This is a genomic window from Telluria sp. GW821-FHT07G12 (assembly GCF_059418525.1).
The window spans coordinates 1,492,975-1,511,999 of record NZ_JBWKQA010000001.1; the positions used below are offsets into that span (position 1 = coordinate 1,492,975).

The 19,025-nt window shown below is 57.8% G+C and carries 9 protein-coding genes and 1 pseudogene; 2 read left to right on the forward strand and 8 right to left on the reverse strand.

Annotated features, from left to right (window positions below; translation table 11 throughout):
* Positions 1 to 50: 50 nt before the first annotated feature.
* Positions 51 to 3,842: a hypothetical protein gene (locus tag AC07PE_RS06960; RefSeq protein ID WP_498762664.1), complete on the forward strand. Its 3,792-nt coding sequence runs from the start codon at positions 51 to 53 to the stop codon at positions 3,840 to 3,842.
* 36 nt (positions 3,843 to 3,878) lie between these two features.
* Here AC07PE_RS06960 and AC07PE_RS06965 read toward each other — a convergent pair.
* A pseudogene (locus AC07PE_RS06965) lies at positions 3,879 to 4,132 on the reverse strand (integrase core domain-containing protein); the annotation flags it as partial.
* Positions 4,133 to 4,290: 158 nt separating this feature from the next.
* Here AC07PE_RS06965 and AC07PE_RS06970 point away from each other — a divergent pair.
* The gene (locus tag AC07PE_RS06970; protein ID WP_498762665.1) at positions 4,291 to 5,844 is read left to right on the forward strand and encodes a hypothetical protein; all 1,554 of its coding nucleotides are present in this window, start codon (positions 4,291 to 4,293) and stop codon (positions 5,842 to 5,844) included.
* A 249-nt stretch (positions 5,845 to 6,093) separates the two neighbouring features.
* On the opposite strand, the gene AC07PE_RS06975 is transcribed toward AC07PE_RS06970, so the two are convergent.
* From AC07PE_RS06975 to AC07PE_RS07005, 7 genes are all read right to left on the reverse strand, one after another.
* Positions 6,094 to 8,022: a UvrD-helicase domain-containing protein gene (locus AC07PE_RS06975; protein WP_498762666.1), complete on the reverse strand. Its 1,929-nt coding sequence runs from the start codon at positions 8,020 to 8,022 to the stop codon at positions 6,094 to 6,096.
* Positions 8,019 to 10,067 (reverse strand): ATP-dependent nuclease, encoded by a 2,049-nt coding sequence (locus tag AC07PE_RS06980; protein WP_498762667.1) that lies wholly within the window; start codon positions 10,065 to 10,067, stop codon positions 8,019 to 8,021. Before AC07PE_RS06980 ends, AC07PE_RS06975 begins: the two co-directional genes overlap by 4 nt.
* Before the next feature lie 594 nt (positions 10,068 to 10,661).
* Positions 10,662 to 11,543 (reverse strand): hypothetical protein, encoded by an 882-nt coding sequence (locus AC07PE_RS06985; protein WP_498762668.1) that lies wholly within the window; start codon positions 11,541 to 11,543, stop codon positions 10,662 to 10,664.
* Between the two features lie 1,007 nt (positions 11,544 to 12,550).
* Positions 12,551 to 13,123, reverse strand: a complete 573-nt coding sequence (locus AC07PE_RS06990) for a hypothetical protein (protein WP_498762669.1) — start codon at positions 13,121 to 13,123, stop codon at positions 12,551 to 12,553.
* A gap of 45 nt (positions 13,124 to 13,168) precedes the next feature.
* Positions 13,169 to 13,666: a hypothetical protein gene (locus AC07PE_RS06995; RefSeq protein WP_498762670.1), complete on the reverse strand. Its 498-nt coding sequence runs from the start codon at positions 13,664 to 13,666 to the stop codon at positions 13,169 to 13,171.
* 250 nt (positions 13,667 to 13,916) lie between these two features.
* A complete protein-coding gene (locus tag AC07PE_RS07000; RefSeq protein WP_498762671.1) occupies positions 13,917 to 14,720 on the reverse strand; it encodes a hypothetical protein in 804 nt (267 codons plus the stop codon).
* 439 nt (positions 14,721 to 15,159) lie between these two features.
* Positions 15,160 to 18,786, reverse strand: a complete 3,627-nt coding sequence (locus AC07PE_RS07005; protein WP_498762672.1) for a hypothetical protein — start codon at positions 18,784 to 18,786, stop codon at positions 15,160 to 15,162.
* Positions 18,787 to 19,025: the final 239 nt, after the last annotated feature.

The window sequence follows — 19,025 nt, forward strand, 5'->3', positions numbered from 1 at the left end:
TAGCGCTTGGGACCGGACACCTGTGGCGAAGACAAAACGCAAGGGGATGTATGGGAAAGAAGTCGCGCGAGAAGCGTGAACGTCGGGAGCGCACTGACGCAAGGAGTGCGCCAACGTCGCTACTTGAACAGATGCAGGAGTTCCGCGGTAGATCAGAGCAACAGGAGGAGGTCGACCTGCACTTCCAGCGTGACGTAGCGGCTGTAGAGGCGGTACTGCGCAAGTACGTGCGCTTCGATGCCGCTGTAGCAGTGGCCGTATCAGACCTTTGGCCGCCGAATGTGGCTAGTCCGATCAAGCACCTGTTTGCCTGGGCAGTGCTCCTGGGTCTTCAGAGCGACTCGAACGACGCGCAGGCAATCCAGACTCACGACGATTTCGCCCGCTTTCTGACGGAGCTGTACGCGGCCTGGCCGGAGTTCCCGACGCTAGAGGACTGCCCCATCGAAGCAGATTGGGGCGAAGTTCGTGTCCCCCTTGGCGATAGCTACGTGCCGATGTTCTACGGCAGCTGCATCGAGCGGCTTCCGGACTTTGTACAGGCATTCCGCATCACGCATGCCGGCAACCAGGCAGCACTGGCAGACATGGACTTCGCTATCGCTCTGCACGCTGACCTGATTGGGGCAGTTCCGAGCCCGGCCGGCGCTGTACTCCCGGAGCCTAGCTACGGTCACGTGGCGGTGCCGCCCGAGGATTTCTGGGCCTCGTGCCGTGCGGCGCTCCTTAGTACAGGCGCTCGGGTCGCCAAATGGCGAGCCAACGCAAGCGCCAAGCTGGTCGCTTCCATGGGCGCGTACAAGGCGCCACTGACTTGGGCGTCGTTTGGGGACGCTGTCCTCACGGGCGGAGCCCTGCCGTTCCTGGGCGTAGCGCAAGGCGAAACGTGGGTTCCAATCTCGTTGCGGAGTGGACCAGGGGTCATCATTGACCACTGGGCTGAAGTCGAGGCGCGAGGCATCACCGCGCAAACCCACAAGGCTGTCGGCCGCTATGTTGCCGCCCGACTGCGGCATGTGATCGTCGGCCCGATGAAGCTAATGGTCAGCCGGCAAGAATTCCCAGCCCTGACCGTCAGCTGCACCACCACCGGAGGCTCAAGGGTACATCTGTTCTGCACCTGCGACCATCGGTCACTTGAAGCCGCCGGCGCCGCGGCTTCCGCGGTCTATGCAGCTCTTCGCAGCGGCGGTGTTCTGAACCTGCGAATGGACGATGGGCGGGGTTTAGCTTTCGGCCGAGGTGAGCAGAGCGGTCCCGGGGCTGACGATGTGCAGATAGTTATCGTCCTGACACAGTCCGGTACTGGTTTCAACATGCTTGAGGCGCCCAAGCGGCCCACGAGGATCATACCCTTGGCTGACTTGGTCAGCATCTTCGATGGCCTCGAGGACATGCCGGAGCTTGAGCAGTTCTGGAGTTTTGCGGATACACAGCGGGCAACGCTGTCGCCCTTCTCCCGCGCGCTTGCTGACCTCTTCGGCACGTTCAAGGACACGCACGGGGTGCTCGTAGAGGGAGCCATTAACCCGACGATGATTGCCCTAGACCCGCATTGGGGCAGCGGGTGGCGCTTCCATAGCCTGACCGAGTTCTGGGCGTCGGCGCCGCCGCGTTTCCCGGACGGGTCGCCTGGATGGCACGTGAAGCGCACCGCCAAGGGGATCGTTGAGCTTCGCTCGCGTCACCATACTGCGATGGCGTACTCCACCCAGGTCGGCTCCTGCACCGTCCAAGCAACGGTGACGGTGGAGCCCGGGCTGGAGGTCGAAGACGCCAAGATGGCGGACATGTTCGCGCAGATGGTCATCGACGCGCTTCATGAGTGTGCAGGCGACTTCCAATCGGAAGCGCTATTTCAACGGCAGCAGCTGGTCTTCGCCTGCCGCCTCGCCGATCAGGGGCGAGTTGACCGAGAGCAGTCCCCGGCGCCTCTGGAGAGCTTCGAGAAAATAGTGCTGGCTGCCACCGGAAGCGTGGGGAACCCAACCCGCGTTGAACTGAAGCTGCATGCAACCGCTATACAAGCTGGTCTGAACGGGGCGCGGAACGCAGCCTTCGAAGCCCGCTGCCTTCAAGAGGCATTTTCCGCCTGCACAGCGTCACTCGGCATTACTGCCCCGCAGAACCTCGCAACTCGATTGGCGGGCCTCGCGGCAGGCCCCGCGCGGTACCATCTGCAGGTGATGGAGCGGATAATAGACGTGCCCGACTTTGCTGACCCAGTCGTTCCAACGCCAACCGAGTACAAGCTCGCGCGCAAGGCACTGGCCGTCGTGATGAAGGAAAGTGGACTCGAACCTGGTCGCTACGAGTTGCACGAGGCAAAGGTTCGCATCGACAGGGCTCGAGAGCGCTTTCGCCTTCACCTCGAAAAACGGCTTGCGCCCCTGGACAGGGAGATGCTCGCCATGGCCTGTGTCGAGCAACACGACGGCTTACTTCTTGCCAGGCGCATCCGTGAGACCCGAGTGCACCAGAGTCGCGTCCACCAGGTCGACTACGACCGCTTGGAAGCTCTATCCGAGGCTCGGAAGGAGTTCGAAAACACCGCTCGCAACTACCGGTACCTGCTGGAAAAGTCAGTCAACTCCACCACGAGTGGCCAGGAGCGAATCACGCCGCAGCTCCTACGAGAGCTCATCGGGTTGGTTGACTGGTATATGGTTCTTGCGGGAGCCAGCGACGTTCTGCACAACCAGGTTGACGTAAGCGGCGTCGAGATCGACGACCAGTTCGTTCCCGAGGTCTTCTACTCCAAGACTTGGCAGGAGCGAGAGGAAGAGTACGCGCACGAGTTGGCGAGAATCAGGCTAGGTGAGGGAATCAAAAATGCCGACGCCGTGGAGGGCGCAATCGCGGAGCTTCTGGTGAGCGAAGATCTCCAGAAGGCATTCCGGACTGACGTGGGGTTCGAGCTACAGAAACTCCTGCAGGCCCTGACGGTGTTCACCCAGCCGGTGCGCCATGGCTTGGCGGACGACTTGGCGCTGATCTATCTGGGAGAACCGGACCACCTTGCTCATGCCATCGTGCAGGGCTTTGAGGGAATCACGCCGGCCGAGGCTGCTGCAATCGTGTCGTTCCTGACGCTTTCGGGACCCGACATCAGGCGCCTGCCCGGCAAGGCAATCGACGAAAGCGATGTCCCGTTCTGGGAGCACAGCAAGCGTCTTCATCGCTATGCCATCCGGCCTCTTATCCCAGTCGGCAAGCAGGTCGTATGGGGAGCCGAGAGCGCTAGTCGGTCTCAGCTCATATGGCTGTCAGCCGTTCGAGACGGCGTTCTCCCAGCCGACTTCCAGTGGTCAAACGTCCAGGCAGCCGTCAAGTCCATCAAGAAGCTCATTGAGGATGCGCTCGAGGACCGCGCCGTGGAGATTCTCAAGCGCCACACCCCGCACATCGAAGGCGGCGTGGATTTCTTCCGTCGGTTTCGCAAGGAGGGATTCGCGGATGTCGGGGACTACGACGTCCTCGCCTACTGGCCGGCCACGAACACAGTCCTTTATGCGGAATGCAAGTACAACCAAACGGCGCACTCAATAAAGGACTCGCGGCGGCTGCGAAACCGCATGTTCGGCGTGAGCGACGTCGACAAAAATGGCCAGTACAGCCGAATTCGCGGCCGTCGAGAGTTTCTGGCCAAGAACCGAGACAGGATGTTTGACCTCTTAAAGTGGCCTAAGCCCGCGGAAGTGCCTCCCACAGACGTGGAGGTTTATGTTAGCCGCGAGCTTCACTATTGGATGGTGCACCCGCCGTATGAGGTTCCCACCAAGTTCATCCGAGTGGACGCATTGGATGCCTGGGTAAGCAATGGGATGAGAACGGAGAAGTGAATCGCCCTGGCTTTTATGGAGGCCGGTTAGTGTAATTCAGGCCGGGATGGCTTGACTGCTCAGTTGCGCATGAAAGCTTGCCTCAGCTTCCGCCGGCGGTATGTAGCCGAGTGGTTCTAGCAGGCGGTGGTGGTTGAACCAGGCCATCCATTCCAGCGTGGCCAGTTCGACGGCTTCACCGTTTTCCAAGGGGTGCGACGGTGGATCAGCTTGGCCTTGTAGAGTCCATTGATGGTCTCGGCCAAGGCATTGTCATAGCTGTCACCCTTGCTGCCCACAGACCGCTCGATGCTGTCCGTACCGGGGCCGAGACTTCCGTGTAATCAACCGCACCCCATGATCGGCGCCTTTCCTATTCAGTCCTTTTTCGATGAGCTACCATAGCCTCTTGCGCGACGCGACTACTAGGCGGCCGCACCTGTTTGCATCTCTTTATTAGCCACAGCCGATGAATTTACCCGAGAGCGCCGGACCCGCCGTACTTGATGCCCGCCAGCAGATACTGCGGCGTAAGATGAATGATCACCTTGACCAGGTCTTGCGGCTGCGTCCGATCTCGGCGCAGACGCGGTACGCTCACATGATCGCTAGCGACCGAGACTGGACGATCGCGGAACAGCCAGTGCGCGAACTACCCTATGCGCTTAACCAGCTGATCTCGCTCGCTTTACGCGATCAGGGCAATGCCTTAATCGAAGAAACCCGGCACCTGAACAACAGCTTCGCCGGTCGCTCTTACCGAGATATCGAAGCTATCCTGTCGGGCGCCCCCGACTGCCATGACCTGCAGATGCGGATTCTCCAATGGAGCGAAGAGGTCGCTGCGCAGGTGGTGTACAAGCTGCGCAACCGCGCCAGGCAAGATCCGATAAAGACTTTCGACTCGGCTTACCGTTCCATCGTTCGCGATCTCGATACGCGGATCGTTCACGGGTCCGACCGAATGTACATGCTGGTTTGGTCGGCTGTCGTGGACATGCTGCCGTACAAGCTGCTCGATGCTTTGCTGCTCCAGCCTGGACATATTGAGATCCACCTCGACGCCCGCAGCGGCCATGCTTCGACAATCGCGACCTCCGACCAGCTGCGCAGGTCCTGCGATGCAAACGCGGTCATCAACATGTTAGACCTGTATGGAGTCGAGCCGGCTGCCTACGTCGACAACATGATCCTGAAGCCCTTGCTCGACGCGCTGACAGGCGACCCGTTGCTGCCCGAGCCGGACGAACAGTGCAAGCGTTACCAAGCAATGCTGGCCGATCTGCTCGAGGCAGCGCCCTACCTCGTTTCAAGCGCACGGACCGAACGGTTCATGTTCACCCTGCCTGGTTCGACAAGGATGGCAGCATTTTGCTTCGTCCCGGGCAGCAGTTGCGCCTCCTTCCTTTTTGCCGATGACGCCGACAGTGTGCTGCGCGCTTCGCGTACGACCTTTTGCCGGGGCGGTTTGGTGCTTGGATACGACGGGCAGCTCAGTACATTCATGCATCCATGGCGCACGCTGGACAAAGTGTTCGGGGAGGCGGACGGCCAGTTGCTCGGCTACTGGTTACTCCAACAGGTTCACGGACGTGTCGTCCAGGATTACCTGAAGATCGAACACTACTTCTTGGACCCGCCGCCGTCGCTACCTGACGACGGTGTCGAGATTGCGGAGATTGACGAAGCCCTTGCCTACGTGGCTTGGGCAAAGGCATCAGAGGACCGCGGCGCCAGTACGGAGCTGGAAAACGGGCCGCCCTGCGCCCAAGACCGGGGCCGTCCCGGCGCTATTACGCAGCTGCGCCGGCGCCACTTCTTTAAGCTTCTCGCACGCTGTGGTGTCAGCATCGAACAAGGTAAGGGGTCGGAGATAAAGCTACTGCGGGCCGGTTGGCACCCGTTCCGACTTGGGAATCATTACGGCAACAACCCAACCATCCCATCGTTCCTCGCTATCAACATACTGAAACGTCTAGGTATTACCCGAGACGAATGGCTAGACTCCGTCGCTGCAGACTGATAGCAAGGCGTGGGCGTCAGTCAGTCAACGGCAACGTCGGCGGTACCCTATTGCGCACCTCAGGGCAAAGCGAAGTCAGAGACTTATCCGGCTGGCCTCGACACCGCAACGGTCGCGCCGAAGTTTGAAACGTGACCAGCCAAGGCGTCGTTTCGACAGTCGTGACGTTTTACGTCACTGGGCTACGTGGCCGGCGCCCGCCACGGTAGTGGGAAAGAAGAAAAGCGAGTGATTCATGTGGTCCTTCGCTTAACTCACGTGCTCCAGACGCCATCCCTTCGCTACCAAGGCGGCACGCGTTTCCTCGGCGACGCGTGAAGCGTTAGCGGCCAGACAAAGGAAGTGCGTTGGCCGCGACATTGCCACATAGACGTTCCGCATCTGGCTCTGCTGCAAGATACTCAGCTTGTTCAAGCTCTTGCCGAGGCCGGCAATGGCGGGAAGAGCGAGTTCCAGATCAAACCTTTTGCTTTTACCGCCATAAGACTCAAGTACCAGCGATGCAAGATGCGTCTCCCCCTTCATACTAGCGACCGTTCCGAGGACAAACTCCAGATCGCGCCCGCCGTGGACCATTACACACGAAGTCGGCGGCTCCAAGGTCGGGGCAGCTGCCACCGCTACAGGCTGTGCGAATACGCTCAGCGCAACGAACTCGGAGAGACTCATGTTAGTAGGTAGCACCTGGCGCAGGTGCTGGTACAACACGCCCGGCAGCGCCCGTCTGGCTGCGGGTGTGTTGAGCAACACCGAGCCCAAGACCAGCTCCTGAATGAGCGCCTGCAGCCCTACAGCGCTGCCGTGGAGGTCAGCAACTGCACGAAGCAGCGCGCGTGCATCGCGGACGTTGGCCGCCACCGGGGCTTTCGCGGCCTGCAGGACAAGAAGGAGGGCTTTGCGCGCATCTCCTGCGCGTTCGCCAAGCGTTGCTGTCGGTCGCTGAGTAACAACCTGGTCAACGAGGCGCCAGAATCCGTTGTCGTCCCCCGCCGTGGCTGCGTTTTTCAGTTGCGCGTACGACGGCCAATAGTCTACGAGGTGACGGCCAGCGTCGACCGCTCCGTCAACCGTCTTGCGGGTACACATGGCACGCACTGCCTTATCGTGCAACGCGCCGGCGTCAAACAGTTCTACAACCAGCTTGCCGAAGTGGTGCACGACCCGGCCCACGTCCGTGGTTTTGTACAGCAGTAGGACTGGGCTGATGTCGTCTGGACCTTCACCTTGGACAGGCAGGTTGCTGAGTCTTACGTTGGCGACGGCGGCCGCAATTCGCGGGCCGAAGCGCTTGCTGGTGCTGACTGAGCCGTGACCTGCGCGTGGGAAGGTGACCTTGGCGGCGTCGTCATCATTTAGGATGATCTTTTGATCGACGTCACCAAATCTCTGCATCACCGCTTTGCCATCGAACAAATGGTTCAGGATCTCTTCCTGCTCCCAAGACGTGTCCTGCATCTCGTCGACAAACACCATAGGGAATCGTCGGTGGACCACGTCCAATAGGTCGGGGTGACTGTTGAGTGCGGCCAGTGCGAAGGCAAACATATCCCGATGCCGGAAGACACCGGCCTGGGTCAAGCGCACTTTGATGTCGGCGAGCTGTTTGCCGGAATCGGAGTTGGGGCCGGGCAAGGCTCCCCCGTCGGAGGCCAGTGCAAGATCTGCGCCTTTGTAAAAGAGCTGCCCGACCAGCGAATCGCCCTTCGCCTGATGGCTCAGCCAGGCGCGCAGCTTAAAGTACTGCCTGCCTTGGAGCATGGCCAACGCACGGGTTTCAAATACGTCATCGTCAATCACGTCGACCGGAAGCCCTATGGCACGCAGCGCGGGCATAGCCAAGAACTGGTTGACGAACCCGTGGATCGTGCCGATGAAGTGCGGATAGGCCAGCAACCGTGCCCCCTCGTCCGAGCGCGAGAGGCGCCGAACAATCTCTTCGCGCGCTACATTGGTATGGCTCAGGATGCAGACGCCTTTCGTGGCGTGCGGCCACTTGTGAGCGAGAAGAAGTAGCTTCGCCGCCAGCAAGGAGGTTTTGCCGCTGCCGGGGACGGCGTTGAAGTCGCGGGATGCATTTTCCAGTATCGCCGCTCTGCGCTCGGCGTCCGAGAAATCCAGATCGGGCGTCAAGCGGGAGAGCAATGTGAGGTCGGATGCCTCCAGATGTACCGCGTTCATGGTGTCGGAGCGCCTGCGGGCGCTGGCTGGGCCGGTGTCGAGGCCATTAGGGCACTAGGCGTAGCGCCGGGGATCGGGGCGGCAGTGACCGACGACGGCGCAGGTCTTGCGGTTCCAGGTGCTGGCACTGGGGCAGTGGTCAAGTGGTTCAGCGCTTTTTGAAGGTAGGGTGGCAGGCGGTTGAACAGTTCGTCACCCGCGCCGTACTCGCCAGTTGAAAGCAGGTGGGCTGCATACTGGGCGGTGATGGCCTTGGACGCTTCTTTCTCGTACAGCGGACGATAGATGATGGACGCGAGTTTGTCTGGTGCGTGTCCTGCGGCTTCAAGAATCACCCATGCGGCCAGAGCCGCAGTAGTGGCGGCTGCCTCGTCGGCCTCGCTCAGTCGCTCATCCTTTTTGGCCGCCATGACGGCGAGCGCGATAGCGACATGCATGAGCTTGGCGCACCCGTATCGCGCCAGGTCATACTCTAAGGTCCAGTGATCCGACACGCACACGATGGTATTGCCGCCCTCTGCGCGGGCGACTTTGCGGGCGACGACTGCCTTGATACCAGCTGCGTCGTAGTCGGCCTCGAACCTATTTCCCTTGGCTGGCTTCGGCACGTAGATGCTGGCAACGTCGGGAACGATGTCACGGTCGGTCAAGCAGACAGCCGGCACGGGGTACTGCGGCCCAGAGCCTTCACGCTGCAAGATGCGCGCGTAATGATAGAGACCGGTATGTCCCACGTTGACGAGGGAGACTCCGTGCTTGGAGAAGGAGCGACCACAGGCCTGCGCCAGCGTTGGCAGCAGGATGGCTTCCGCCGGGCCCTCGACCATCATGATCCCTCGGGCGAAGAACAGGTTGGCCTTGGTGGCGTCAATGAAGCGCTGCAGAAACGCGTAGTCGGTCTTTTGTAACTTGGTGCAGCCTGAACGCAGCGGATAGGTCTGTGCCTTGTGCACCAGCGTCATGGTCTCGATGTCGGCACTGGAAACCAGCGACGGGCTGTGCGTGGTTATGATGACTTGGACTCGACGTTCACCATTAATCGACGGCTTGGAGTGCTGCCTTAGAAGGCCCATCACCCGATCCTGCAACTGCGGGTGTAGGTGGGCCTCCGGTTCTTCCACCAGCAGGAGCGCCAGGTCTTCACCATCGCGCAGCAGAACTAGCTCGGTCGCCATGAAAAGCGCGTTGTTGTAACCCAGTCCCCGTGCGCAACGCTCTTCAGGGTGAATCGTGCCGCTTGGCAGTAGGCCCAGTTCGAACTTCTCTAGGATAGGGGTCAGCGATAAGTCTGGAGCGATGCGTATGCGCGACTCCAAGGTATCGCCATTAAACGCGAACTCGCTGAGATAATTGTCGTTGATATCGTCCTGGACGCCCTTGATGACCTTGTGCTCGCCGAGATGGTGCTGAGCGAACGCCATAAGTCCGACCAAGTTCTCTGGCACCGTGCCAGGCGCGTGTTTCTGAAAGTCGTTGATTTCTTGCCCGGCGATGTCATTGTGCGCAGCGAGGATCTGCGACAGTCGAGACTGCCGGCCGGGGCGAAGCTCGGCCTCAGCGTCACGCAGCGGACGCAGATAGGTCGCCCGGATGAGTTCACGTACGGCGTAGCCGATTTCTGGTCCTGCGCCACCTTTGCCTGCTCGGAACTGCATGTCTACACGAGCGCGCTTGGACGCTTGTGCAGGAAAGAATTTCGCTTGTAGGTGAACCACCAATGAACAACTTCCATCGACTTCCAGGGTCAGCCACTCGAGGACGGCCGCCTGTTGCTCCTTCGACAGCTCACACAGCGTCACTTCAATCCACAAGGTCGCTGATCGCTGTGTCCCATCGATATGGAAATCCTGCTCAAAAAGCCGGATGTTTTCATAGCTCGTCGTCAGCAGGACTGTCCTAATGGCATCGACAATGCCGGTCTTGCCGGCGTCGTTTTCACCGACCAGGATGTTCAAGCCTGGATTCAGTTCCAGATCCAGCTCCGGGGCAGTGGTGCCGTCACCGAATGCACGGAAATTGCGCGCGCGAATGCGCTTCAGGTACATATTCTCGCCTTCACAGCTGTGTTCAGTGGCGCGAGGGAATCGAGACGATCTCCCTCAGCGATTTCTCTTGCAATGTCAGTGCGAGCACCCGCAACATCCGTCGACGTCATCAATAGGAGACGCGATATCACGAACAGCGTAAACGCGATCGAACGAGCAGACGATGGAGTGGTCAGTCGGTCGAAGCGCGCGAAGAGCCGCTTTTGACTGCGGCCAAGAATAACAAATTTTCCACTGATAAATAATGCATTGTCATGAAATTTCAGATGCGTGCTTCAGGTCGATTGCGAGATCACGGCTTGGGGGCTATGTTTGTCGACCGCCATGCTGTTGTGGCTGACCATGACGCTAGGTCCGCTGTAGAACGGGCACACCTCGGACCATGCCGCAAGCCCGAGTTCGACCTTCGGTAATCGCCGACTGTACCCTCCAAGCCAACCGTTGCCGGACTGTCTATACGGTTGACTTGCGGTGCTTGGCAGTAGTTGCCTCCCGAGCGCTCCAAAACCTCAGTTATACGGGGCGGCGTTAGTCAGTACCCCCGAGCATGCGGGCAAAGTCAGCCTGGAAAGTGCTCCCTTGCCTCAATTCGTCTCAGAGAGCCCTCTTGATATGGCCGAGCAACTCCTGCAAAAGCTCGTCGGAGCTCATCCGGTCATCGTCATCGAGCCATCCCTCTTCGACGCATTCGGCTTCGGTGGCGATGGTGATGGCCACGGCGTTTTTGATCAGGCGATAGAACGTCGAAGGATCCTCGGGGTTGATGGCCCGTCGCGTATGAAACGCATCCAGGTCGATATCGAGGACGTAGGGCGCCGCTTCAAGGTTTGGCAAGCCTAAGCACTTGGAGATCTCAGAGCCCCGCGCGATCTGGTCGTCGAGATATCTCGCCTCAATGATCTCGTCGGATTGTCGTACGAAGCAATCGTGGTTGTGCGGCTTGGCTTGGCAGCCAATGAAGCAGTCGAAGGGCAGTGCGTAAATTCGGTTGACGGTCGGCTCATAGGTCATCGGGCGCCGCGGTTGCGGGAGTGTAGGCGGATTAGGCCAGTTCTCATGCATGCTTTGTTGAAAGGCGAGTTGCTCAACCGAGGGCGTGGCATGCGAGTCGCTCAGTTGAATGCAGAAGGCGTTGCCCAGCACGCCGGAGCAAGTAGCCGCATCGATGTGCTCGTCGTGTCGGAGCTTGCCAATGGCTTCGGCGACGCTTTCATCACTGCGCCAATCGATCCGAGCTACAAGCCCAGCCCGGAACGCTTCCTGGTCTTTCACTCGCCCTTCATAGGCCTCACAATGTACATGGCCGAGGAACGCCTCGTGAGTGTCGGTGTGGTGGTCGATCGTGATTAGGTTCGGCGTGGCGTCCAGCGATCGACGGACGAGAGCCCAGGCGGCCAGTGCCTTGTGATGGTCGTCGATGACATAGATGTCCTTGCCTTTGATGGCATGGTGCTTGAAGAACGTGTCCAGTGGCATGGCCAGCCCTTTGGTCTGCAAAGGTAGAATGGAATCTTGTCAGACCCGCCTAAAGCGTATTCCCACCAGACGTGGTCATCACAGGCAAATGGCAACTTGAGTGTCAAAGCGAAATTTAGCACGCGTTGCCGACGTCTTGCTAGCGTAAGCAGGGAGGCCGTCGGAACACCCCTGCCAGCAGGTTGCCCTCGGACCGTGGAGCCGCTTAAGGCGACCTGCTGGTTGGCGGGCTTAAGTCGTGCGAGATTCCCCCTCATCTGTAATTTCTTGGAGTAGTTCGCCAAATTTCCGACGCTTTCCACGGAAGCCAACTGAAGCGCCGGCAAGTGGTGTGTGACCATAATTTTGAGAGCTCATAAACTGGAGCGTACGCCACACGACGCTGAACACTTTCCGGACATCGGCCCTGTCAACTGCGATGGGATTAACATTAAGCTGCAGAGTACGGGTCTGACGCGCCGCAACGTCGACGACTTGGTCGTAATGCTTATTTGTCTGGAACCCTAATTCTGTAGGAGTAGCGAGTGTTGGGGATCCAGAACGCGAGTAGTCCGAGACATCGAGGTGCCAAATGTGGTTATGTGCGAGTACGTTCCGACAGAGGAACACTTCAACCAATTCGTCCTTAGTCGGAAGATCAGAAAAATATGCAGCAAGCAGAGCCGGTGTACTAAGACTCCCGACGCTCTTCTCCTCACCACGAACAAATCGAAGTCGGGCCGTGTACGATTCTAGAACGGTCACAATAAGGACTATGATGGCGGCCGAGTAGCCGTTCTCATGGTGACCAGATCCTGCAGGGCCGTGTCTTTCGACAGGACGCTTCAGGAGCCTTTCCAACAGGTCTGCAATTGGCTGCAGATAAGAGGTGCCGATTACACTGATGATGTCTGGGACGGCAGGATTTGACATTTCTGGGCTAACAAAGTAAAGCAACATACACGGTTGGTACACACGCAGCTACCGGGGGATACCCGCTTGCGGCCAATAATAGTCATGCTTTAGGTTTACGCTTTGGTAACGCTTGACATCATGTCATTAAAGACCATTTCGACAAGACCACGTGCATTATTCTCGAGATCGGCCAGCTCATCATCTGGCAAGCGCCCCTCATGTACAAGTGTGCTCCGCTTATCGTAGACCTCACGGGCGCGCTTACGTAAAACTTGGACTTCGTCCGGTGTGTTGGCAAGATGCGTAAAGAGGTTTTGTACTCGGGATCGTATTGAATCTGTCCTTTGAAAGCGCAGTCCGTGCCGCAGCGCTTCTAAACTATTGTATTCCTCAGAGCCTGGGGGATGCAGCACAAGCTGCTCCGCTAGCTCTTCTTCCCACCTGTTCAGGCAATCGAGAGCGGCTTTATGTTTTAGCGTTGGTGCAGCGATCGCTTCAAGTGCTATCACAAGTAGGAGAAAGCGCACCCGTGCGTGCTTTTCTGAAAAATGTGCGGCATAAAGTTCTAGGGCTACAAGGGCATGCCTCCCAACTTCCTTGTGTGAGAGGAGACTGACGAAATCTTGTAAAGCTGTTTCAATTTCTGCTTGTTGAAGCTCTTTCCTCACCACATTGTTGAAGAACACCGTATTGTCGAGCGAACGCTCACCGCTTCCAAGAACATGGCTTATTTAAAACGGTACAGTAGGGACTAGATTTTCACCCAACTGCAAGTTCAACATTGCCATTTCAGCATAAACGAAAGCTTTTACTACTTCGGCTACAGATTGAGTAATGGGATGTTCTAAGATAAAGTTAATGCAGACATCAACCTCACCACGATAAGCATGGCGATGTTGAAAAGACACAGGAAACTGATCTTGTGGCGCTGCAAATATAACGTCACGCACTGTATGTAAGTCTTTTACTTTGCCGTCCCACAAAAGTGGTCCCTTCTTCGTTTCTTCTTCCGGATAAAGCTCTGGAGTCGCGCGTTGCGCGTACGAGAGAACTGCGATACGACCTCGTATCACTGTACTTTCATTCGAGAATCTAAGGCTTTTGTGTTCGACTACCACAGGCGCAGGCCATGTATGCCAAGTGCGGCAACGAAGTATTCCAACGTACTCGTGCTTTTCTTTCAATCTTGCCTCTACGGTCAAATCATCTAATAACTGAGCATGATGCAAGTAGAACCCGTACTACCGTACACCGCCTTTCACTAAAGTCTTTCTGGACGATGATTGGGCAGTGCTACGTTCATTCTTGGCCGACGGTGGACTTGCCTGAACGTCCGCGCCCCAAACCGGCCGTCGAGGCTGACGAAATCGGACAGCTAACGTCTGAGTTGACAAGCACGAGCGGCATTGCACCGCGAGGCGTATGCTTCCGACACGCTTCGTCTCGCAATGCCGCTGCGTGTCCGCGTCGAACGGCCTATTAGGCATCTTCCTCCCCGAACAATTCTGCGAGGCTCCGCACGACTTCGGGTAGTCCAAGTCGCATGGCGATGGTCAGTGCGGATTCTGCGGCCTCCTTCGTCATTATCGAGCGTAGCAATCTGGACTTTTCTTGAACTGGGAGGCGTGCGTAGTAGATCGCCCACAAAACGGTTTCGGCCGGAACGCCAGTGGCGCAGGCGGGCAACTCGTCCTCGATGAGAAGCGCCAGAAGCTCCGCCTTACGGTCAGAAAACAGATCCGCCGCTAGCGACGCCTGGGCCCATCGCGCGATTGCAACGTCTCGGACCGGATAGCGAAGAAGTCGATTGACCAGATGCACTGAACTCTCGGCGTTCTCGGTCAACCATGCGACTTGGTGCGCAGCGAGCATTCGGTCCTTCAGATACGTGCTCACGCACCATTGAATCTCTTCCTTGTCTGAGTAGATGTAATGTTGGTACAGCCGAAACAGCAGTTCGACGGTTTCGGATGAAAGTGCACTTGGGCTGGGATGACCCCGGATGATCTGGCGAATGTTCCGCAGGCACTCGTACTTCCTGAAGCGCTTACCCTGTTCCGTAGCGGTAAGAATCATCCTCGCAAGGTGCCCGATCACGTAATCAGTGCAGGGTGCCATCCTAATAAACGCGCGATTAACGTAGACCGCACCAATATCTGAGGCGAGAATGGGTAGCATCACCTCTGGCTCGAAAGCGATGAGGTGGCGTTTGATAGTAGTGGCGTCGAGCATGCGTTCGGAGATGCCTAATTTGTTATAAATTGCAGAATGCCAGATTAACATGACTAACTGCCGTTTAACACGCGGCAGGCGAAAGGCGGCGACCAAAATTTCTCGAATTGCAATTTTGCGCTTGAGCGTCTACTTTAGGGGCACCCATCGACCGATTGATGCGTAGACTAAACCAGCCGTATCATTGCGCTAAAATGGAACGTTCCAGTTATCGATGAATACCCTCAGATCAGCAACTCCCGCAGTAAAGTTGTTGTTATTTAAGGTAAAGACGGCCAATGAAAGGTGTCTGCGCAAGCCCTTCCAGCAGAAGCCGTACAGGGAAACCGATATGACCGGATGGAGTGGGCGGGAGCATTTGGCGATCTGGGTACGCTGATCCCGTTCATAACTGCCTATATCAGTGTGCTCAAGCTGGATCCACTTGGTGTGCTATTCATGTTTGGCATCACATTGCTTGTCTGCGGACATGACAATGTGTTATCGCTGCCTAAGCAAGTCGATCATCCAGTGGAAGCATGGCAACGAAGCAGTCAAATAGAGTAAGGCGTTGCAATAATGTCTCGACGATTTCGATGGTGGCAGTGCGTTCGCCGTGCAGCAACTTTGCGGCGGCATCTGCAAGAGGAAATTCACCTCGTAGACCGGCCTCAATGAGAGTCAGTCCAGCTTCCTTGAAATCATCGGGAAGCTCTAGGTTTCCCCAGTCCACTCTAGCATTGTCGAGTGTGTCCAGGACCATCTGATAAGTTCGCTCTTCTTCCAAATTCCTTCCATTTTTTGCATTCCAGTAGGCGTTGATGCCTTGAAGCTCTGCTAAGGGGACCGTGAGGCTAGTGAAAGCATCCACCGATCTCAACGGCGCCACTCCGACTCCGGCTATGGAACACCATGGTTGCGCCTTCTCGTGAGGAAGCACGGGAAAGAGCTTATCGAAACCGCATGCAGCGAGGTTTGTCAGCCCAAGTCCGTGAATAACGGGCAGGATGCAAATCTTTCGCCCCTGGTCCACAGATGTACGCCACGCCGGCCAGCTCTCCGCCAGAGCGATGGTCGTGCCATCAGTATTCACTGGAATGGTGATCAGCACGTCGGCCGGTGGCCATACGGCGGGTATCGCGGCGTCGGCCAACAGATGGACGCCTATACCCTCGCTGATAGCGCACAGCTCTGCTCTAAGCTTTGCCTCCAAAGCCCTGAACTCAGCGTCGTAATACTGACGTGCGGCCTCCTTGGCCTTGTCAAACGCGCTACCTTTGGTCGCGGTCTTTCTAAAGTGCGTTACAAGAGGTGAACGCTCTCTTCTATGAGCTTCACCGGCCAATGCCTGGAATGCCTCAATGATGCGAGATAACTCTTCCAGTTCCTTCGGTGACTCGAGAGACAATACTTCCCAAGGCTCATCGGCCCCAGCGGTCGAAATGCTTTTTAAAAGGTCGTCGAGCCACCCTAGATAAGCGGGGGCACCTTCTGGAAGTCCATAGAACCTACGAACAAGGTCCGAGGAGCAGCTGGACAGGATTGACTGCAACCTCGACGATCTCCTCTGCTCGCCTACCGGCTGCGGCTCCTGTGGTGCGACCAAAGTTCGACTGCTCTCATAGACACGACCTAAAGCCTCGATGGCGCCTGGCTCTGTCTTTCCCCTAAACTGCCCATCCAGAAGCAGCTTCAGGTTTCGGTTGACGAGGCGAATAAGGTCAAGGCACTCCGCTAAGTAGGCTGTATAGCTCTCGGTAGCAAGCTGCGCATTAAGTATGGCAAGCCACTCGCGATTGCGCGCCACCTGTGCAGGAGCAGGTAGGTTTGCGCTGGGTATGCGCTTGTTTTCAAGGGGATAGTCCCCGGCCGGGGACTTAATGACAGCGCCGTCAGCACCTATCGCGACGCTTGAGACCATGTCAGCAATTGGCGTCAATGCCAGTAGCACTTCGCACGTCCGCACCACTTCCTTGTTGATGTCCGTCTGGACAGAGGTAGCTACGAACCAAACGTTCGACCGAACTTCTTGCCCCTCCTCACAGGGCGTCAGGATCGGGGCGTCGGCCCAAGCCACGTGTTCAGAGAAACGCTGGAACATAGCAGGCTGACCAACGGCGTTGACCCAGCCTATCGCCAACGGTCGGTCGACTCGCGCAGCCACTTCGAGCAACGCAACTACGTCCTGAAAATCAGCCGCAACAAGGTGCGGAGTGAGCCGAGCGAATTCCGCTAGGTGCTGCGGCGGTATGGCCTGCCCCAGTAGTGCCGCAAGACACCGGGTCAAGTCTCGCATCTCGCCAGTAGCCTCCAGAACTTGCCGCAAATCGTTCGGAGCCAAAAGCGCCAGGAAGCGGGCCGTCAAGCCTGTGGCGACAACTTCAGACCGAATCTCTGTGAAGCGACGGGATGCCGGCACCGTGGGTCCGATGTCTGGTGGCTCAATGTCTCCAATCGCAAAGCCGGCAGGCGTCCCTTGAAGCGACTTCGGCACGGCCTGTGCTTCAGCAGTATCCCGCCACAAACGAATAACGCGATGTGCATTTGCATGATCCAAACCTGTCAGGATCGAACTGAACAACGTCGAGGAAGGAGTTTCTTTCAGGCGCAGCGCAAGCGCTCGAAGAACTGCCTCGTCGCCCACATCATCCTTTGAGAGCGTGCGCGCAAGGAACCTAGCTAACTCGCCTACCGGCACAAGCCTCACCGCTGCTGCGGCCGTCGTTGACAACAACGGCGGCGGGAACTCGTGAGACAGACGGAGCAGTTCTGTTGACCTCAGTTCGTGAAGTCCGACGATTCGCCCGTCGCTTGTGTCCTGCACAAGGTGCTCATCCTTCAACCTGGTGAGCGCATGCGAAACCACCGACGGGAGCTTGCCCAAGATCTGAGGCAACTGCGCGATTTCGACGCTGCAACCCGTCGCGTGTGCGCATGCCATAACCCTAAGGACGTCAAGTTCATCATGTCGCGCAGCATCGTTCATCCGGGCAGCAACCTGAGCATGCAATGTCTCACTAAGTCGGCGCCCCTGAGTGAGCACGTGCGCATACTCAAGGAGATGGCCAGTGGCTAAATTCCAAGGCTCTTTCCAACCCTGCCAAGAAGTTTGCCCTCTATCGCGCAGCTCCCGCCAGACTCGTTCCGCCAATGCGTTGTCGCCCTGAACCTTGACCTGAACGGCGCGATGGTTATCCACCAGCGGATACCTATCCTCTTCTCGCACGGAAGCCAGCAGCAAAAGTCCAGGATTTCGGCCGGCCTCTATAGCCATCGCTGTCCAGCCGTCCGAGAACCCTCGCCCCACGTCGTCAATGATGAAACCTACGGGCGCATCAGCGGTTGCGCGCCTGGCACGGACCAGTTGCAGCAGCGACGGCACTGCGGACGTCGGAAGGTGGCGAACTTGAAACCAACGGACTGCATGACGGCTGGCGTAGGCAGCTTCCCAGAGAACCGCAGACTTTCCAGAGCCAGAAGCACCGTGAATGAGCACGTTACGTCGTCCCTCCAAGCCAGCCAGGACTGCTGAGCGCAGCTCTGGCCGCTCAACGACAAGACCGGCAGCAACGTGCGAGGCCTGTGCATCGATGCCAAGATAGAAGAGCGGGTCTTCGTCCGGTGTGAGGAAGTCGACCGCCTCGCAGTAGCCTGTCGATAGCGCCTCTTCGACGACCGCTGACGTCAACAGGGGCTGCAGCGCACCCAGACGCTGCTGGACGTCGGATCGTGCAATGTCCTTGAATGTCCCAGACGCACGCATGCCGTTGTCATCAGAGATTCGTCCCACCAAGCCCAGGAGGTCCGAAAAGTAAATTTCAGCCTCAAAGGGAGTGCAGCCTAGCCAAGTCGAGATAAGTCCAATGGCACTGGACCGAGGATCCGGCAAAACGAAGATTTGGGTTCTTGCGATCATCGCCTCAAGCGACTTGCGGCCCTTCAGCTCCGTGACGACCGCTGGGAAGGCGGACAGATCTTGAAGCTGCGCAATTGCACTGCGACGCTCGCCAACATTGCTCTCGAGCACCAGCACAAAATGGTCATCAGTAGTCACATCCTTCGCGTCCCACATCTTCTTGATGAAGACGGCAACCGCACGGGCGGTGAATGGACCGAGGTGGTCCCGACGCGATTTCACCTGCGCCAGAGTGCGAGAGCCGCTCGCTCTCAGTTCGAGATCGTCGCCTCCTTCCGGTGTGACCGCCATGTACTCTGATTGACCAACGAACCCCTGCACAGAGAGGTGGACCGCCACAGCGTCCTGATATCGGAATCCTCGTCCGGCGTGAGATCCAGCTCTTGTCGACAAATTACATCTCCCTATACGACGGCCCTACGGCGCTAATTGTTCGTCTGGTCGGCCAACGAAGCATCCTG